The sequence below is a fragment of the Bacillus luti genome, assembly GCF_001884105.1.
GTDB lineage: Bacteria > Bacillota > Bacilli > Bacillales > Bacillaceae_G > Bacillus_A > Bacillus_A luti.
This window is the reverse complement of sequence record NZ_MACI01000068.1, coordinates 122,113-141,077: the sequence shown is the minus strand read 5'-3', so window position 1 is coordinate 141,077 and position 18,965 is coordinate 122,113. Positions and strand designations below refer to the sequence as shown.

General features: G+C 35.0%; 18 protein-coding genes and 1 pseudogene. 5 read left to right on the top strand and 14 right to left on the bottom strand.

Features of this window, described 5'->3' with window-relative positions; translation table 11 throughout:
• Window positions 1–40 precede the first annotated feature (40 nt).
• A complete protein-coding gene (locus BAQ48_RS16035; RefSeq protein WP_071711857.1) occupies window positions 41–571 on the bottom strand; it encodes a hypothetical protein in 531 nt (176 codons plus the stop codon).
• Between the two features lie 275 nt (window positions 572–846).
• Window positions 847–1,944 (bottom strand): YheC/YheD family endospore coat-associated protein, encoded by a 1,098-nt coding sequence (locus tag BAQ48_RS16030; protein WP_071711856.1) that lies wholly within the window; start codon window positions 1,942–1,944, stop codon window positions 847–849.
• Window positions 1,945–2,074: 130 nt separating this feature from the next.
• Here BAQ48_RS16030 and BAQ48_RS16025 point away from each other — a divergent pair, with 130 nt between their 5' ends.
• Window positions 2,075–3,298, top strand: a complete 1,224-nt coding sequence (locus BAQ48_RS16025) for an ATP-grasp domain-containing protein (protein WP_071711855.1) — start codon at window positions 2,075–2,077, stop codon at window positions 3,296–3,298.
• 118 nt (window positions 3,299–3,416) lie between these two features.
• Window positions 3,417–3,587 carry a hypothetical protein gene (locus BAQ48_RS27975; RefSeq protein WP_207544841.1) on the top strand — a complete coding sequence of 57 codons (171 nt, stop codon included), beginning with the start codon at window positions 3,417–3,419 and terminating at the stop codon, window positions 3,585–3,587.
• 68 nt (window positions 3,588–3,655) lie between these two features.
• Here the strand turns inward: BAQ48_RS27975 and BAQ48_RS16020 are convergent, their stop codons facing one another.
• From BAQ48_RS16020 to BAQ48_RS16010, 3 genes are read right to left on the bottom strand one after another with little or no spacing between them, the layout of a single operon-like run.
• Window positions 3,656–4,180, bottom strand: coding sequence for a cysteine hydrolase family protein (locus BAQ48_RS16020; protein ID WP_071711854.1), 525 nt, complete (start codon window positions 4,178–4,180; stop codon window positions 3,656–3,658).
• Window positions 4,181–4,214: 34 nt separating this feature from the next.
• Window positions 4,215–4,751: a GNAT family N-acetyltransferase gene (locus tag BAQ48_RS16015; protein WP_071711853.1), complete on the bottom strand. Its 537-nt coding sequence runs from the start codon at window positions 4,749–4,751 to the stop codon at window positions 4,215–4,217.
• Between the two features lie 9 nt (window positions 4,752–4,760).
• Entirely contained in the window at window positions 4,761–5,069 is a 309-nt protein-coding gene (locus BAQ48_RS16010) for a YfzA family protein (protein WP_071711852.1), read from the bottom strand.
• A gap of 112 nt (window positions 5,070–5,181) precedes the next feature.
• Here BAQ48_RS16010 and BAQ48_RS16005 point away from each other — a divergent pair, with 112 nt between their 5' ends.
• Window positions 5,182–5,700, top strand: a complete 519-nt coding sequence (locus BAQ48_RS16005) for a kinase (RefSeq protein ID WP_071711851.1) — start codon at window positions 5,182–5,184, stop codon at window positions 5,698–5,700.
• A 30-nt stretch (window positions 5,701–5,730) separates the two neighbouring features.
• Here BAQ48_RS16005 and BAQ48_RS27645 read toward each other — a convergent pair whose 3' ends face one another.
• From BAQ48_RS27645 to BAQ48_RS15985, 4 genes are all read right to left on the bottom strand, one after another.
• A complete protein-coding gene (locus BAQ48_RS27645) occupies window positions 5,731–6,405 on the bottom strand; it encodes a hypothetical protein (protein WP_071711850.1) in 675 nt (224 codons plus the stop codon).
• A 228-nt stretch (window positions 6,406–6,633) separates the two neighbouring features.
• Window positions 6,634–7,998 (bottom strand): cell wall-binding protein EntB, encoded by a 1,365-nt coding sequence (gene entB, locus BAQ48_RS15995; RefSeq protein WP_071711849.1) that lies wholly within the window; start codon window positions 7,996–7,998, stop codon window positions 6,634–6,636.
• Between the two features lie 243 nt (window positions 7,999–8,241).
• Window positions 8,242–9,003 (bottom strand): glycosyltransferase, encoded by a 762-nt coding sequence (locus BAQ48_RS15990; RefSeq protein WP_071711848.1) that lies wholly within the window; start codon window positions 9,001–9,003, stop codon window positions 8,242–8,244.
• 142 nt (window positions 9,004–9,145) lie between these two features.
• The gene (locus BAQ48_RS15985; protein WP_071711847.1) at window positions 9,146–9,637 is read right to left on the bottom strand and encodes a nitroreductase; all 492 of its coding nucleotides are present in this window, start codon (window positions 9,635–9,637) and stop codon (window positions 9,146–9,148) included.
• 107 nt (window positions 9,638–9,744) lie between these two features.
• Here BAQ48_RS15985 and BAQ48_RS27090 point away from each other — a divergent pair.
• Window positions 9,745–9,822: pseudogene (locus BAQ48_RS27090) on the top strand (GNAT family N-acetyltransferase); the annotation flags it as partial.
• Between the two features lie 158 nt (window positions 9,823–9,980).
• Window positions 9,981–11,318, top strand: coding sequence for an FAD-binding oxidoreductase (locus BAQ48_RS15980; RefSeq protein ID WP_071711846.1), 1,338 nt, complete (start codon window positions 9,981–9,983; stop codon window positions 11,316–11,318).
• Between the two features lie 257 nt (window positions 11,319–11,575).
• Here BAQ48_RS15980 and BAQ48_RS15975 read toward each other — a convergent pair whose 3' ends face one another.
• The 5 genes from BAQ48_RS15975 to BAQ48_RS15955 form a co-directional block, all read right to left on the bottom strand.
• Complete coding sequence (locus BAQ48_RS15975; RefSeq protein ID WP_071711845.1) at window positions 11,576–13,012, bottom strand: GntP family permease; 1,437 nt, start codon at window positions 13,010–13,012, stop codon at window positions 11,576–11,578.
• A 121-nt stretch (window positions 13,013–13,133) separates the two neighbouring features.
• Window positions 13,134–13,925, bottom strand: coding sequence for an enoyl-CoA hydratase (locus BAQ48_RS15970; RefSeq protein WP_071711844.1), 792 nt, complete (start codon window positions 13,923–13,925; stop codon window positions 13,134–13,136).
• Between the two features lie 44 nt (window positions 13,926–13,969).
• Complete coding sequence (locus BAQ48_RS15965) at window positions 13,970–15,574, bottom strand: ATP-dependent acyl-CoA ligase (protein WP_071711843.1); 1,605 nt, start codon at window positions 15,572–15,574, stop codon at window positions 13,970–13,972.
• 240 nt (window positions 15,575–15,814) lie between these two features.
• Window positions 15,815–17,554: a sigma 54-interacting transcriptional regulator gene (locus BAQ48_RS15960; RefSeq protein WP_071711842.1), complete on the bottom strand. Its 1,740-nt coding sequence runs from the start codon at window positions 17,552–17,554 to the stop codon at window positions 15,815–15,817.
• Window positions 17,555–17,857: 303 nt separating this feature from the next.
• Complete coding sequence (locus BAQ48_RS15955; RefSeq protein WP_071711841.1) at window positions 17,858–18,904, bottom strand: DUF2332 domain-containing protein; 1,047 nt, start codon at window positions 18,902–18,904, stop codon at window positions 17,858–17,860.
• Between the last annotated feature and the right edge of the window lie 61 nt (window positions 18,905–18,965).

Below are 18,965 nucleotides of genomic sequence, written 5' to 3'. Positions count from 1 at the left end.
GCAGAATCTGTATCCGAAGATCCAGATTCTGCCCTTTTCTTTAATCGCATTTTTCTATTTGGTCGCCTTCTTCACCTGCATTTTCTGCCGAACTATCCGTTCCGCCTCCCACTGCATGTTGCTGTTTAGTATTAGAACTTTCGATAGCAGCGTTGGTTCCAGCTGCACTGTCATCTCCACCACCACTTGCCACTTGAGTAGCACTAGCCTGTTCCTTACGGGTTTTATTAATTTGATTATTGATGATAATTACAAGTTCTTCCTCTTCATCCGAAGTTTCTTTTTTCATTTTATGCGGTTCAATCTGGTCACCACTAATTCCCTTATTTATGGCTTCGCCTCCAGCGCCCACCGTTTGTTGCTGTCTTGTATTCGATGAATCAATTGCTGCATTACTTCCTGCCGCACTGTTTTGTCCGGCCCCACTGGCAATTTGTGTTGTATTCGGTGCAAATGTAATCTGATTATTAATGACAATGACAATTTTTCGTTTATTAGAAAAATTCCCCAAATTAATTTCTTCTCCATCTTTTTTTACAAATCGAAACGTGATTTCTTCATTGCTTTCCATGTTCTCCCCCCTTTTGTAATATTAAATGAATGGAGAATGATAATGGTTTGGACAAGCGTATTTTTTTATAAATATGTGCCCCCGCCCACAATGAAGGATGTATTATCAGATTCCGGTATTTTGCTCGTATGAGGTACGTCGACTTGACGACAGTCCAGCATCCGCCGAATTTCGGGATGCGTGGAGAATAATTTTATAGGAGATATAGAAAGAGGGATTAATAGAAACATTGGTATACTAAGTTTTTTAGGTTTCATTTTATTTTTCTACTTTTCTTATTTAGGTTTATTAGCCAAATATCTAGCATAGTGAATTAAATTTCTAGCTACATCTAATTCAAGATTAAATATATTAGGTACTCCTGGTCTCCAATTCACCTCAAATAACCACAATTTTCGATCTTTATCAATCCCTACATCAATTCCTAACTCATCAAATAATACATCCTTAAATAAAGAATTAAAATGGTTAGAAAAAGTTACTGCAAATCGTTCTAAATACCTTTTCATATTATACCACTCGTTATCAAACTCCGATTTTAAAAAAACATCTAAATAAGTACTATAACCACCCTTAGCCATATTTGATACAATACTTCCTAATGGACCTATTCTCGGGAATATAGAAGTAACAACCCACCTGCCTTCTCCATTTCTTTGAACATGCAATCGAAAATCATAAACATGACCAGATTTCATTTGACATGAAATAAACTGTTGAGCTATGTATCCTTGCTCTTGAATCTTATCAGATATAAAGCTCCGTAATTGTTTTTTATTAATAGATGAAATTTGTTCTGACTCATTCATACTGTAATTCATCCCATTTTTTTCAATGAAAACAACACCACTACCTTGATGTCCAGAAATTGGTTTAATAATAAGTTTTTCATAACGATTAATCATGTCAAAAAACTTATTCACATCATTTAATTCATAAAAAGGAATAAGATATTGCTTAAATTTTTTTGCTCTATTTATTCTGTTATATACACTTAATTTATTTCCAATTGAATGACTTGTAAAAGGAACTTTTTCATGTAGATAATCATAGATTTGCTGATTTTTATCACTAATATGAACACTTGCATTATAAATAACATCTGGAAAAGAAAATTCTTGTTCAATCCAATTACCATTTTCATAAGTTTTACCTAAAATCTTCTTCGTTTCTATATTTACTTTCCCTAAAGTAAAATAAAAAAATTCCACACCTTCAGCTTTAGCTACAGCAGCGTAAGTATATGCTTTCTTTACGTCATTCGGATCTTTCCGATGATGAAGCATACCAATTATAGTCATGTCAGTTCTTCTTCCCTTCTTTCTAAAGATCTTTTTCAAAACAAATATCAAATTCATTATATATATATTCAAGTTCTCCCTCATTCAACCATTTTTCGAAAAACCCGGAACAAGCTTAACCTCCATTTAATACTCTACCTATAGAAATAATAAATCTGAGGTTTTATAAAATGATAAATGATAAAGGTTAAGGTGACATCAAATGGATACTATCGTTTTCATTGAAACAAATAAATCGGGATCAAGTAGGGAAGCAATCAAAGCAGCTGAAAAACTTAATTTCTTTACTGTTTTATTAACTAAAAAAACAAAATTTATTAATGAACGTACTATATTCCCTGATGTACATCAGATGATTTTCACTGATATAAATGATTATGATAATATAATTACAACAATTGAAAAATTAAATAAATCAGGAAAAAACATAAAAGGGATCTTTAGTTTTATTGACCCTTATGTTTATATGGCTGCACGTTTATCAGAAAAATTTTGCTCAAATATTGTATCTACTAAAGCTATCCATCATATGGAAAACAAAATATTAACTCGTCATGTACTTAAAGATTTACCAATCTCACTCAACTATTTAATTTATAAACCGACAGAATCATTATCATCTTTTTTTAAAAAAACTAATAAGATAAATTTCCCTCTTATTGTGAAATCCCCTAAATCAACAGGATCAAAAGATGTATTATTAGTAAAAAATAAAGATCAATTAATTTTATCTATACAAAGTCTTTTAAAAAAATTACCTAATGAAGAAATTCTACTTGAAGAATATATAGATGGACCTCAGTACTTAGTCGAAATTTTAGTTCAAAATGGAAAAGTCCATATTATAGCAGTAATTGAACAAGAAATCACACTTTTTGAACGCTTTATCGTTACTGGTTATTCTTTACTAGGACAGGTAGACAAAAGACTATACAATAGTCTTTTCAATGCAGTTAATTCTGTTATTCAGGCTTTTAATATGAAAAATGGAGCTTGTCATCTAGAACTTCGGAGAATAAAAGATGTTTGGAAATTAATTGAGATAAACCCCAGAATATCAGGTGGAGCAATGAATGACATAATTGAAATTGGGCATGGAATCAACTTAGTACAAGAAACTATTAAATTAATGTTAGGAAATAAACCTTCACTAAATAAAAAACATCATAAATATGTGTATGCTCATTACCTAACAGTTAAATCTATCGGAAAACTAATTCGAGTTACAGGGAAAAATCGTAGTTCTAGATATCCTGGTGTAGAGAAAGTTTATATAAAACCTAAAAAAGGAACTTTTCTAAAACCACCTACATCAATGGGACATCGATATGGATACGTTATAGCAGCGTCCTATGTTAAAGCAGAAGCTAAAAAAATAGCTTTAGAAGCAGCTAAAGAAATTTCATTTGAAATCCAAAAAGAATAAATACAACATATATACACCAACAGATAAAAATATACTAAACATCATATCTCTTATAACTCTAATTATTATAATCTGTCATTATTCATAATAAAAAAGCTCACTCCTCATCTATTTTTATATGAGAAGTGAGCTTTTTTATATGGGCTATACACCAGCGAAACTTTCATTGATGCCGTACGTTGCGTTAACTTATTTATTAATTTCAAGCGATTTAATAAATATTTATGCGACTGGTACAATATGTGTAATTTTCATTCAATCATTAGGATCAATCAAATCGATTTATTGATTCACTTCGACAACTTGATTTCAAATAAAAAAAAGCGGCCATTCTTTTACAGGCAGCCGCTTTCCCACTTACGCTTCCACTTTCAAATCTTTTAATGCAACAACATCAGCAAACGCTCCAAATACTAAGTTATGATGCTTCACAATATCTTCAGCACGTAACACTTCAGTATCAAATGTACTATGTCCATCACTTACTAACGTTACTTTATATCCTTCGCTAAACGCTCTGCGTGTAGTCGTATCCACACAGTACTGCGTCTGCATGCCTGAAATAATAACGTGCTCAATTCCTTTTTCTCGTAATACTTCGTTTAAATTTGTTTTATGGAATGAATCTGGCGTCGTCTTTTCAACGATACTGTCCCCATCTTGTGAAGCAATTGCCGCATGGATTTTCCAGCCATCTGTACCTTTTTCCAAAGGATGATCTTTCGGCCCGTTATGTTGTACATAAATAACCGGAATATCATTTGAACGGCATTCTCCTATAAGCTCTTGTAATGTTTCTAAAAACTTTTCCCCATTATGTACTGGCATTCCTGCTGTATACATACCTTCTTGCACATCAATTACGATTAAAGCTTTTTTCATTTCACGCATCCCCCTTTGTTTATATAAGCTATTATTATTGTTTATATTCCATCATCCAGCAATCTTCTAATTTCCCCTCATGCAATTCATGTTCCTTTAAAATCCTCACTTTTTTAAATCCGCATTTTTCGTAACATTTTATCGCGCGTCCATTATTTACTTTAGGATCCATTGCGATTGCTTCTGCTTCCGCATTCTCCATAATATATGTAATTGCTGCCTGAACAAGTTTAGTTCCAATTCCTTTCCCCCAATAGGCCGGTTCTCCGATAAATTGGTCCATTCCCCATACATTATGCGATTCTTCATACCCATATAACGCTTTCCATTCAGCATCTACTGGGTACATTTGTATATAACCAATCGGAACGGTATCAAATTCTATTAAACACCTTTTTTCATGACTATTTGGATTATGTATAAAATGATCCAGTACCTGTTCTACAGATTGCGAATTATCTCGTCCTTCGTAATACTGCAGGACTTCCGGATCTGATAACCATTTGGAAACGATAGGTGCATCATCTTCTATTACGTACCTAACTGATACATTTCCTTTTTGAAATAACATAAAACACCTCTATTGTTCATTTATATGTTTTCTTAATGTTAAATCTTTAATTGCACCTATCACTGCATACGGTAATAATGTAATCGCAAAAAACGCTGTAAATACATTAAATTGCGGGATTGTATAGAGTGTGAACCATTCTGTAAAAAATTGAGAGTTTAATATTCTATTAAAAAATTCTCCGCCAGGTCTGAAGTTTGGTGCCCATGCAGTCATTTCACAAATAATAAATAGTAATTGCACAATTAAAAATGCCCCTAGATAGCGAAACCACGTTCGTTTCCATATAGGTTGTGCTTTTTTTAATTTCTCTCCCATTTAGCTCCCTCCTTTATATTTCCAACATATTGATTATACACTTTCTTTGTTTAATTTGTTAAAATTTTCTATACAATAAAATTCAGAAAGAAACCGGAGGAAATAATATATTATGTCACATCCTATACTAACATCAACATTAATTATCCTTAGAGGAAACTCCGCAAGTGGCAAGACAACAATCGCAAAAGAACTACAAGAACATTTCGGACAAGGTACACTTTTAGTCTCACAAGATGTCGTGCGTAGAGATATGCTTAAAGTACACGACACGATGGGTAATTTATCACATGATTTACTATTTGAAATTACGAAGTATGGAAAAGGAAAATGTAAGTTTGTTATTTTAGAAGGTATTTTAAACAATCGTAGATATGGTGATATGCTGAAAGAATTAATACATTATTTTGAAGGAAACGCGTATACATATTACTTTGATTTATCGTTAGACGAAACGATTCGACGACATAATACAAGGGAAAAGCGACATGAATTTAGTGAGGATTCCCTACAAAAATGGTATAACCCACACGATACAATTGAAGTTGCTAGGGAAACTATTTTTACAGATGACTTCACGCAAAAAGATATATTTAATACGATTCTTACTGATGTTGTGATACAAAAATAAGACCGACAGAATATGTCAGTCTTATTTTCTTTATGTACTTTGTATTTCAGTTTTTATAATTGAACAATCTTTACATAAATAATAATATATATTCATTTCCCCAAACTGGAAATCAACTACCGAAATAAGTCCGCGTTCCTCGATATCTTGTGAAATTGTAGCAACATACTTCATCTCTGTAGAGCAACTTGGACATGCCAAATCTTCTGGAATATCTCCATATAATGGTGCCCCTAATAATCTACATATATATTCCGAACCGAACAAGTCGAAAGCTTCCCAGTAACTATCTTCATCAGTAGGTATATCTTCATTTTTCATATTTATAAGCTTTACCGTTGTTTTTGGTAATGAAACTGGTAACTTATATTCCTCTTCCATTATCCATTCTTCTGTATTTTGCTGCTGTATGATTCGAACCGTCTTACCTCCATCACTTAACTGAAAATATTGCGGTTCCCACACCATCGAGCAATTCAAGCATGAAACTAAAGGTAAAATGTCTAGCTCACTACTTTTAAGTTCAGCAATCCTCTCATCTTTTAAATCAAAACAGAGAATTTGATGCATATTCTCACCACATAACTTACAAAATGGTAAATTACACTCTTCACCACCAAAGTAATGATTGTAGGATTCTTTCCCTTCTAATACCCTATACCCTTTCATGCCATTATACTGTTCCCCATATAATTCCATTGTCATATTCTATCCTCGCTTTATATAAATCTGATTCACTTCATTATAAAAAAATTAACACTAGAATACACCTATACTTTAAACTTAATTACACTATTACGAGTGAAAGTACATAGTAAATGATTTGATATATAATATATTTACTTTTTCTTTCCATGAATGAATCATATTAACTCAAAAATAAAAGCCAGTCTCAATAAAGAGAACTGACTTCTATCTAATTAACTATATTTATTAAAGAATCTTAACTTTAACAGTTTGTCTTCCCCAATTCATAGCTTTACTTTTTGAACCCATTAAAACATCAATACGATTTCCTTTAATAGCACTTCCAGTATCACCAGCGATTGCTTCTCCATAACCTTCTACCCATACTTTAGATCCTAATGGGATTACTTTCGGATCCACTGCGATAATTCTCATATTCGGATTAGACGTTAAATCATGCCCCATCGCAGTTAAAACGCGTCCACCATACGTACCATTTTCACTTGGATCAGCAGTATACGCTGTCGCTACTACCGTTAATTCACGTTTAGCAGACTGTATGTTATTTTTAGACTCTTCTTTTACTTTTGCTTCTTCCTTAGCTTTGGCTATTTCTCTTACTTTCTCTTCTTCCTTAGCTTTGGCTATTTCTCTTGCTTTCTCTTCTTCCTTAGCCTTTGCTATTTCTTGAGCTTTTGCTTCTTCCTTAGCCTTTGCTATTTCTTGAGCTTTTGCTTCTTCCTTAGCCTTTGCTATTTCTTGAGCTTTTGCTTCTTCCTTAGCCTTCGCTATCTCTTGGGCTTTTGCTTCTTCTTTAGCCTTCGCTATTTCTTGGGCTTTCGCTTCTTCCTTAGGCTTTACTACTTCTTGTACTTTCGCTTCTTCCTTAGGCTTTACTACTTCTTGTACTTTCGCTTCTTCCTTAGGCTTTACTACTTCTTGTACTTTCACTTCTTCTTTAGGCTTTACTACTTCTTGTACTTTCACTTCTTCCTTAGGCTTTACTACTTCTTGTACTTTCGCTTCTTCCTTAGGCTTTACTACTTCTTGTACTTTCGCTTCTTCCTTAGGCTTTGCTATCTTTTGTGTTTTAACTTCTTCCTTAGCTTTAACTGTTTTTTGTACTTTCGCTACTTTCTTCGTTTTCTCTTCAGCTTTTTTTTCAACTGGGGCTGTACTTGATAGGAAAGAAACATTTGCATAGGCCGTTTTTCCTTTATACTCAAATTGTAGCCAACCGTCTTTTACTTGATGCGTTGATTCAATTACATCATCTTTTTTCAGTCTGCCAAGAATTTCTGATTCTGTATTTGCATCAGAACGGACATTTAACAAATTCGCTGTTACATGATACACATCTTTTGTAAACTCTGAGCTTACAAACACTTCTTTACCGTTTAAATCAATTTTTGACCATCCATCTTCGGTATTTATTACTTTTAACTCTTGTCCCTCCTTTACCTTTTCGACAACTTTTGATTCCGTAGTCGGTTTTTCACGTACGTTGAGTACATCTGCTGTTACGATTGTTTCTGCAGTAGCAACCGTGGTAAAAGCACCCATCCCAAAAACTGTTGCTGTTGCTGTTGCTGCGCCAATTATTTTTTTCATATTAGCCTCCATTACGTTTTTTTGACTTCTATTATATCAAATGCTTCCATAAAATCAGGTGTTTTCACAGAATATCAAAACTTTTGTAACAATATATTAATACTACTTAATATGTTGTTGTTAGGAATATTCTTTTTCTTCAAGAATATCAAATTTATACGTTTGCATTCTATAAATAAAAAATCACCTCATCATATATAAAATGAGGTGAGCGAAAGGCTATTTGTTTAAGAATTTCTACAGTTATCTTTCTTGATTATCATAATATGTTTTATCTGCATATTTTTTATCATTACCCTTTAAATAAGCTAAGATTATTTTTGGATTTTTAACTAAAGTCCAATCTCCATATGTATCAAATCTTCTGCACGAAGTTATCATTCCATTTTTTATTGTACCGAACTTCTTATTTTGTTGTTTTCCCCATTCTTTTAACCGTTTTGCAAAATCTGCATCTTCTGCCATAAGCATATTTTCATTGAATCCATTAATCGCCATAAAATCTTTTCTATAGCACCAAAAAATCCCGACAGATATAGCCCCATACTTAAAAAATAAAGGAATTATTATTAACAATGCGGAAACAAATATTCCTAAAGATATTCTTTCAAACTTACCAGTTACCCCACCGCCAATATATTTACCTGAAACTAAATTTTTGTCTACGTTAGACAAAAAAGACTCTGTCATTTGGGTATCAGCATCTATAGTAATGATTATTTCTCCGTTAGCTATTTCGGCTCCTGTATTTCGAATTTTAGACAAGTTTTTATCATCATTTTTTAATGTAATACAGTTATACTCCTTTGCGATTTCCTCTGATTTATCTGTACAACGATTTAAAACCACTATCACTTCAGTTTGATCTTTATATGCTTCCGCTGCCTTTGAAATTGAATCTAAACATTTTCCAATGTACTTTTCTTCATTATGTGCAGGGATTATAATAGAGAACTTTATATCTTTCCTTAAACCGTTTCCTGAAGATTCATTCGTTTCTTTCATAACACACCCCTTTTTATAAAATGAATTTTCACTCTATATAACATATATTAATATTTATGAGGCTGTATTATAAAAACTAAAAACATGTTAAAAGTCACCTAGAATTCTTCAATCAAAACAAAATGAAACAATACATTTTATACTACATAGTTGTCGCAAGTCCCGCTAAAAACAAACTTACGATTGCTAAAATTTTGGTGCCGACTATAGCCCCTCTTAAATGAAACTTATAATCTTTATATCCCTTCATCCCTTCTGTACTAGGAATAACAACAAATTTCGGGGTAATCCAGCAAAAAATTAGCCAATCCAGTATAAACAAATCTACTAAAATGAAAATCATTAAAATACCAAAAGTATGTAAATAGGCATCTATATATAATAATTTTTTATGTTTATGTAGTATATATGTAGAAACGAAAGGAGTACCGAAAAGAATAGCATTATATGCGATATTAAAGTAGAATGTTTGCTTTTTTTCATAAATCGATTTTGGAAAAACTACCTTTTGAATATCTTTTGGATAATCAGTTAACGAAAGACGCGGATTATAATATAAAGATCCTAAAATCATTACAGATAGTACAATAGACATGATGACACCAATATATATCATTTGCTCAAATGGATTCATATGCTTCATTCACCCTTTTCTGTATTCGCTCCATAGTACACATACTTAATTACATATTGTATGTACGACACTAACCAAAGATTAACAATTACCTTTGTTAATCTTTTATAAATGTAGGTTTTACATCTGAAAAAGTTTGCGAGATTGATGGATTACCTAAGGAGATTTTGAGTACATACATATAATTACAAAAAGGCAGTGCTACATATATGAAGCACTGCTTTTTTCTTTACCGGAATATTCCCCTGTCTTTCTACATTTAATCTTAAAGTAAAATCATTGTTTACTTGCTGCTTTTCCACATAATAAGCATTTTATTTTGTAAGAAGGAGAGAAGGATAAAATGAGTAATCAAAAAATCGAACTTACTGGTCGTATCGTTACACCTAATGATCCGGACTATAATTCAGCTCGTGAGGAGTTCAACACATTCTTTAACAAATTCCCGTTAATCATTGTCTTTGCTCAAAATACGCAAGATGTAGTGAATGCCGTTCGCTGGTCAAGGCTACATAACATCCCTATGCGTATGCGCTCTGGACGTCATAACTATGAGGCATTATCCGTTAGCAATGCTGGCCTTGTAATTGATGTAAGTGAAATGAAACAATTAGAAATAGATCACAAAAGTGGAACTGTAACAATCGGAACAGGCTGGAGGAACATTTCTTTAATTGAAACACTTGCAGCTGAAGGATTAGTTGTGCCAAGTGGAGTTTGTCCGACACCTGGTATTGCAGGTGTTACTTTAGGAGGCGGACATAGCATTCTCTCCCGTCCATTTGGATTAACTCTCGATCATTTAATTGAATTAGAAATGGTAGACGCAAACGGCTGTATAATACGTGCTAATACAAAGTGTAACTCTGACCTCTTTTGGGCTTCACGCGGTGCTGGTGGTGGTAATTTTGGCATATGTACTTCGTTTAAATTCCGAACGCATAAAATTAATACGGTGTGCTTTGCAGAAATAAGTTGGGGAATATCCGATTTAAAAGACGTAGTAAACACTTGGCAAACTTACACACTACCTTGCGCTGATAAACGACTTACAACCACTCTTTTCATGTCTGCAGCGTTCGAACCATCTTTATTAATACAAGGTGTATTTCTCGGTTCTGTTCAAGAATTGCAGACGTTACTACAACCATTATTAAAAGCTGGTTCACCACTACAAGTAACTATCGAAGAAATACCTTGGGCAGAAGCAGCAAAGAAAATAGCTGAGAAACAGCCGGCAACTCCTTTACCATTTAAAAGTGTAGGTCCATACGTATATGAACTCCTACCAGAAGAAGGACTATCCATAATTGATCACTTTATTAAAAATTCACCTCCTCATGCCACCACCTCCGTATTTTTCCACGGATTAGGCGGTGCTGTTGCTGAGGTGCCAAATGAAGCTACAGCTTATTTTTACCGAAAAGCACTATCAAACATGTCAATATTCGCTACTTGGGGGCAACAAGAAGGTGCGGCTGCAAGTATTCGATGGGTGGAAGACTTTCGCTTAGCAATGCTGCCATTTACAAAAGGTGTTTACGTTAACACTCCCGACCTATCTATTAAAGATTGGCCAGATGCATACTTCAGCTGCAACTTTGACCGATTAATGGAAGTAAAAGCGAAATACGATCCGAAAAATGTCTTTAACTTTCCGAAAAGTATTCCGCTTTTTTAACTGTTTAAATATTTTTCAAACTGCTAAGTAAACATACATGTTATATTGTTTATTTAGCAGTTTAGAATACTGATTACAACAGTTTACATAATAATATTATATGTCGCACCTCTAATTACTGAAATTTTCTAGGAAATCCCTTAAAAACATATAAACATCCATCATTTCACAAAATGGTGGATGTTTATATTTACCATTATTCATTATCTGAAAAAATGACTGCGTTATTATTAACAATCAATCAAGCAACCTCCCTACTATACAATAGAAAACGTCATATACACTCCAACAACGAAGAATACGGCAAGTGTCTTAATTATCGTAATACCAAAAATCTCTTTATAAGCTTCCCGGTGCGTTAATCCTGTAACTGCAAGTAAAGTTATAACTGCTCCGTTATGAGGTAAAGTATCCATACCTCCTGCCGCCATAGCAATTACACGATGCAGCACATCTAACGGAATATCAAAGTTCGCTGCCGCTTCAATATATTTTTCTGCCATTAAACCTAATGTAATACTCATTCCACCCGAGCCTGATCCCGTCAGCCCACACAATATATTCGTCATGACTGCTCCACTAATTAAAGGATTTGAGAAAGTCCCCGTTAAATAATTTTGAATCATGACAAATCCAGGTAAAGCTGCTATAACGGCACCAAATCCATACTCGGCTGCAGTGTTCATAGCTGCTAAGATTGAACCACTCACTCCAACGCTTGTAATTGATTGAAAATGTTCTTTTACCGCTTGGAAGTTTAATATTATAGCAGATAATATTCCGATAAGAAGTGCCATTTCCACTGACCAAATCCCCACGACTTGTCCCATATCAATTGTTCCGTACTCCTTCAAACCTATGGATGCAAAATCAAATCCCTTTGTATACCAAACAGGAATGAATTCTGTAAAGACTTTATTCATGACTCCAACCAGTACAAGCGGAAGAAATGCTATCCAGTAACTAGCTGGAATCACATCGCTGGAAGCAATCGGATTTTGCACCAATTGCGCGCTAGTTGTAGCAGCCATCTCAGAAGTAGCGCCACCTTTTCCGAAGTACCCCTCTCCCTTAGCAGCAGCCTTCTTCCTACATCTTTCCAAATACAACATGCCACATATAAAGATAAACATTGCTCCTATAATTCCTAATGTAGGAGCGGCATAAATATCAGTTTTAAAGAACGTAGTTGGAATAACATTTTGGATTTGAGGCGATCCAGGAAGCGAATCCATCGAAAACGTAAATGCGCTGAATGCGATTGTTGCTGGAATGAGACGTTTCGGAATATCCGCCTCGCGAAATAATTGCGCCGCAAATGGATAAATCGCAAATACTGCGACAAATAAACTGACACCACTGTATGTAAGAATCGCTCCCATTAATACGATGGAAAGAATTGCTCTTTTCACACCTATAAAACGGATAATAATTTTCGCGATTTTTTCTGCTATTCCAGTGATTTCTACCACTTTACCGAATATCGCTCCAAGCAAAAATACAGGAAAATATAATTTTATAAATCCAACCATCTTCGCCATAAAAACATTAGAAAAAAATGGTAAAACATTCGCCGGTTCTGTTAAAAACACAGCGAGCAACGCACATAACGGAGCGAATAAAATGACTGAGAATCCTCGGTAAGCCACAAAAATAAGCAAGCCAAGCGATAACAATACAATCAATAAATCCATAACCCCAATCCCCCTCAATAATATGGATTTTTTAACTTTGTATCCTTTTCTGTTTGTATATATTGTGGTAATGCCTGCCAGAGGCAGGCATTACTTTTTGGCATATTATAGTTATAGCTTTTTATTTATGATGAAAGATTGGTGCCCTCTTTTCTATAAAAGCCTCCACTCCCTCTTTTACATCACTCGTTTGAAACACATGTCCAAAATTTTCAGCTTCTATTTTTAATCCGTCCTCAAGAGAAGAAGATATCCCTTTATCGATAGATTGCTTCATCAAAGATAATGCAGGAAGAGAAAACCGAGCCATTTTCAATGCTAGTTCCTTCGCCTTATTAAGCGATTCGCCACACGGAACAACATGATTCACCAAACCAACTCGCCATGCTACTTCTGCAGTGAGTGGTTCACCAGTAAACATCATTTCCTTTGCACTTGCAGTTCCGATTAATCGAGGTAAACGTTGCGTTCCTCCCGCACCTGGAAATAGGCCTAATTTTACTTCTGGAAGCCCGATTTGGGTGTGTTCTTCAATAATCCGTAAATCACACGATAAAGCTAATTCACACCCACCTCCAAGCGCTAGTCCGTTAATAGCACCGATTACAGGCTTCGGCAATCTTTCAATTTTATTTAACGGATTCTGAAGCCACAATGATTTTTCCTCCGCGTATTCACTTCCTTTCCCAATCCATTCCGGAAACGACTTAATGTCCCCTCCTGCAACAAAGGCCTTTCCACCAGCGCCAGTTAGAAGTACAACAATTACTTCATCGTCCCGTTCAATTTCATCGACCGCTACCGTCAGTTGCTCTACCACAGCACCGCTTAGTATATTTACAGGAGGATTATCAATGATAATCGTTGCGATTCCATTTTCTTTGGACCATGTAACAACTCGCTTATTTTCCAATCCAATCCCTTCTTTCTAATATGATATGAGGTAAAATCAGCACATCAACTCGTTCTTTTAATTACATAACCAACCCGTTCGCGATCCCAAGCACCGCCGATTCCTTCCTCCTGCAGCTTGAACTTTTGAATCCGTTCCGTCGCGGTTTTTGGGAAAGTTTCACTGAACTGAACATATCTAGGTACCATAAAGTAAGCCATACGTTCTTGACACCAATCTATAATCTCTTCATGGGACATCGTTTCATCTTTCTTTACAATCACATATAATTTGACATCCTCTTCTCCCACTTCTGACGGGACACCGATGGCCGCTGATTCAAGTATTTTTGGATGATTATTCACAACTTTTTCGATTTCCCAAGAGGAGATATTTTCACCACGCCTCCTGATACACTGTTTGACTCGATCGTAAAAGTATAGATAACCTTCCTCATCTAGATAACCTCGATCTCCTGTATGGAACCATCCTTCCTTCATTGCCTCCTCTGTTTTATCAAGCATTTTATAATAGCCTTCCATGAATGCTTGTCCCTGTAAGGAACGAATAAAAATCTCTCCAATTTCACCAGTCCGTACCTCATTTCCATCTTCATTGACAATCTTCGTCTCTACGTAAGAATATGGTTTTCCTATAGCAGGTGGCTTGTTGGCATGAATTGGATTCGTTACACAAAAACCAGTCGTTTCCGTTAATCCGTAACCTTCCACAATCCGGACGCCAAATCGCTCCTCAAACGGCTTCCAAAACTCCTTAGGCGTAGCAGCGCAAGCCGTCACCCTTACTAAATTGTCATTATCATTTTCCTTTTTTGGCTGCTTGTAAAGAATAGGAATCATAGATCCTAAAGAATTAAAAATGGTTGCGCCATGGCTGCGAATTTCATCCCAAAATCTAGAAGCACTAAACCGTTTACCAAGAGCAATTGTCGCATTAGAAGAAATGGCTCCGAGTACTGTATGAGCCTGGGCGTTTATATGAAATAACGGAAGCGCTGTAAATAAGACATCTTTTGAACTTGCACCAACCATATAGTTGGCAAATGACTGTGCAGAATTTACATAAGCAGAATGACTTAACATGACACCTTTAGGTAATCCAGTTGTTCCAGAGGTATAAAGGATACTGTTAATAGAAGTGGAAGAAACAAATGCCGTTGGAAGTTGATGATTATTTGTATTTAGTACATCTTTCAATTCGATTACTAACCGCTCTTTACCATCGCCTATAATGACCGCGCTTTCATTACTTCCGTAAGCAACAATTTGAATGTCCCTATGTATAAATGACAAACAAGAGGCAATTTGAGGAACAAAATCCTTATCAACGATAATTAACTTACAATCAGAGTGAGATACAATATACTGCAAACCTTCTCCTTTTAAATGCACATTCAGAGGCACCGCAATTGCTCCCATAAAAGATAAAGCAAACCATACATCTAAATATTCAGGAGTATTATGAAGCATAATACAAACCTTGTCTCCTTTTTGAATACCTAGCTCACAAAACCCCGCTATGGCTCTTGTGATTCGATGATAAAGCTCCTCATATGTAACCCTTTGTTCTTCAAATTGCAAATACACTTTACTTGGTGTTTTTTCGATACTTTGCATAATAAAATGCGGTAAGCTATGATTTTCCAGCATTGTATTCCATCCCCTTCCTGCTACAATCTTTTTTATTTATATAGCAAGAAACATGCCAAAAATCGACTCATTCCCAATTCCCTTATTCCTTCATAATCTCCTTTACTTGACCAACTTCACGTGTCGCATTTACGCTACAAACAATAGCAACCATGTCGCAACTATAAGAAAATGTCGCAAAAAAGAGACAATGTTTATTACTACAAACAAAAAAAGGGCCTATTTGCCCTTTACTTTCCTTCATGACATTTCGTATTTTTCTATTTTTCGATATAAGCTGGCCCGATGAATTCCTAAAAGCTTAGCTGCCTCTTTTACATTTCCAACTGTTTTTTCCAAAGCTCTCGTAATCGCACGTTTTTCAGCGGATTCCACTTCCGTCTGCAGTAAATAACTCATCTCATGCTTCTCTTGGTCCATCGTAAATATCTCATGGTTTAACTCTTCTTCCAAATCTTTTTTCCTTAAATAGGCAGGAAGATGATGCACTTGAATAATCATTTCTTCTATAACATTCATCGCTCGTTCTAACACATTCTCTAGCTCCCTAATATTCCCTGGCCAATCATGCTCCATGAATATATCTCTTACTCTCTTATCCAATGAAAGAACTTTACTACCTAGCTCACCATTCAGTTTCTTAATTAAAAATTCCGTTATATGTATCATATCTTCTTTTCTCTCTCTTAACGGAGGAATATCAATCTCAAACACATTCAACCTATAATATAAATCCTCCCTAAACTCCCCTCTTTGCACCATTTCACAGAGATTTCGATGTGTCGCCGCAATGAAACGGACATCAACCTTTTGAACTTTCGTACCTCCAATTCTTTCAATCTCTTTCTCTTGTAATACACGAAGCAACTTCACCTGCATGTCCAAAGACATATCACCAATTTCATCTAAAAATAACGTTCCCTTATCCGCTAACTCAATCTTCCCAGGCTTACCACCTTTTTTCGCCCCTGTAAAAGCCCCTTCTTCGTATCCAAACAATTCAGCCTCCAAAAGCTCCCTTGGAATCGCAGCACAATTCAAACGAATAAATGTGCCACTAGCACGCGGACTTGCACGATGTACCGCGTGTGCAAAGAGCTCTTTTCCTGTACCACTCTCTCCTCTTATCAAAACGGTAGACCGACTTTTAGAAACCTTTAAAGCCATCATTTTGACTTCTTTCATTTTTGCACTCTCTCCTATAATGCTTTGAAAGGAAAGTCGCCCTTCTTGCAGCCGCTGTAATTCAGTTTGATAGTAAGATAACTTTGATTCCATTTCACTAATTTGGTCTCCCAAAGCTTTAAACTGCTGTATATCATGAAACATAATTTTACCAATTGCTCCAATAATCTTGCCTTCCTTTATGATAGGTATGCGCGTTGCGATTATATTCCGATTACTTATACGCTGGATATGCCCAATTTCCATCTTTCCCGTCTTTACGATAATATGCATCCTCGTATTCTCAACAACCTCCGTACAATGCTTTCCAATTGCTTCCTTCGGATCATCAATCCCTAAAAATTGTGCATAAGAACCACTTAAAAAATTAACAATTCCTTGTTCATTTACCCCTAGAATGCACTCAGACAGTAAATGTAAGGCACTTTCATATCGACTTATGATGCTTTCCAAAGACTGTATACTTTTCCCCTTACTTTCCAGAATGGCAATTGATCCGTATTCTGTCTCATTCTGATATACACGGGATTCATTCACAATTAAAACTTGGTTGCCACTCCTGCATTCATACCTGTACAAACTATCACTTTGATTCACTACTAACTTCTTACGATCAGGAATAATCGTTGATATATGCTGACCTATTATTTCATTCTCTTTTTTATGTAACATGCTACAGAATAGTTTGTTGCTATATGTGATGATTCCATCATGACTTATAACAGCAATTCCGTTATTCATTACCTGAAGAGCCTGACTAGTTACCTGCAAATTCATTCGTTCGTTCATATGCATTTGAAAGCCCCCTATCCAATTGTGCTCGTTCTCGCATGTATTATATATTCATTTTAAATATTTATTTTCCCTTGGTTTTTCCTTTTGAAGTTATAAATTCTTAAACTAGTAATATAGCTCATTAACCAGTGGTTTCTAATTATCTCATCGGCTATTTGCAACATGCAGCAGGGACATGCTTAACACTTACATTGGATACATAAAACAAATTTAATAAAAAGAAAAAACAGTTGACGGATTACCTTCTGTCAACTGTTTTTATTACGAATATTGGTGACGAAACCCATAATTGATAAATTTTCTTTAGCATAAAGTTCGATTTTCAAGCTTCCAACTAAACCATCTCCCATGCCCTTCTGTTTCCCCAACCGTTTCACGATATTCGTTTCCGTTAATATAATAATCAATATGAAGATCCCGGTCCCACATGTTGTTATATAGGTGGAATACATCACGTTTTCCGCCGATCTCTTGCACTTGTTTTTCTAACTTATGCTTTACTTGTTCAGGTATTTGGTTTGCGACGTGTGTATGGAAAATACAAATTACAGCATCTCCACTTATTTGTTCAATAATAGATGGCAATAACTCTACACCGTCTCCTTCTATTAGTTGAACAGATTCATTTTTTACTAAAGATGCTGCTTGGTCAAACAGTTCAAGCCTTTCTTTATGTTCTGGCCAAATTAGGGCACGTAGCCATAAATAATCTTCGTCACTATGTAAATCATTTACATGTAAATCTAGTCCGATTCTTTCTGCGACAGGTGGACTTTCTTTTAATAAATGAGGCACATTCTCTCCTCTTATTTCAGAAGTTAAATGTACATTCGAGTTTATATTTCCGTATGTTTCATCTGTTCCGTACGAATAACTATATTGATCCCAGAATAGTTGTAATCCAGAACTTGTCCCAATTTCAATTAACGCTAACGGTTTATTCACTTTATTAAATATGTAGCTGAAACTTGGATATAAATATGCACATCGTCTTACTTCATTTGTTTGAACGAGTTTCGTTTGTAATAGAGTAATAATTTCTTCTCGGTACGTTTTACAAAAATGTTTAAACTGATCAAAAGCTTGATCAAAATTTGTATTAGCATTTTCAACTAAGCTACTATAATACGTTTTCAAATAATGTTCTTTCCCTGCTAGTAATAAATAATGTACTGCGCCTAATAATAAGTTTGGAACTGGTTGGCCTACTTGAGCGTAGGAAGATAATGTAAGCACTTCATCATCTTCAGCAATTTTTATAGATAAGTATTCATACAAGTCACTTGACCCTTTACATTCTTTTATTGAAAAATTTCGAAATAAGTTTGCGATTTTTTCTTGTGTTCGCATCGATATCCCCCTTTTTATTTTTCTGAATAATCTTACCATTCGCAGTAATAAAATTCTATAA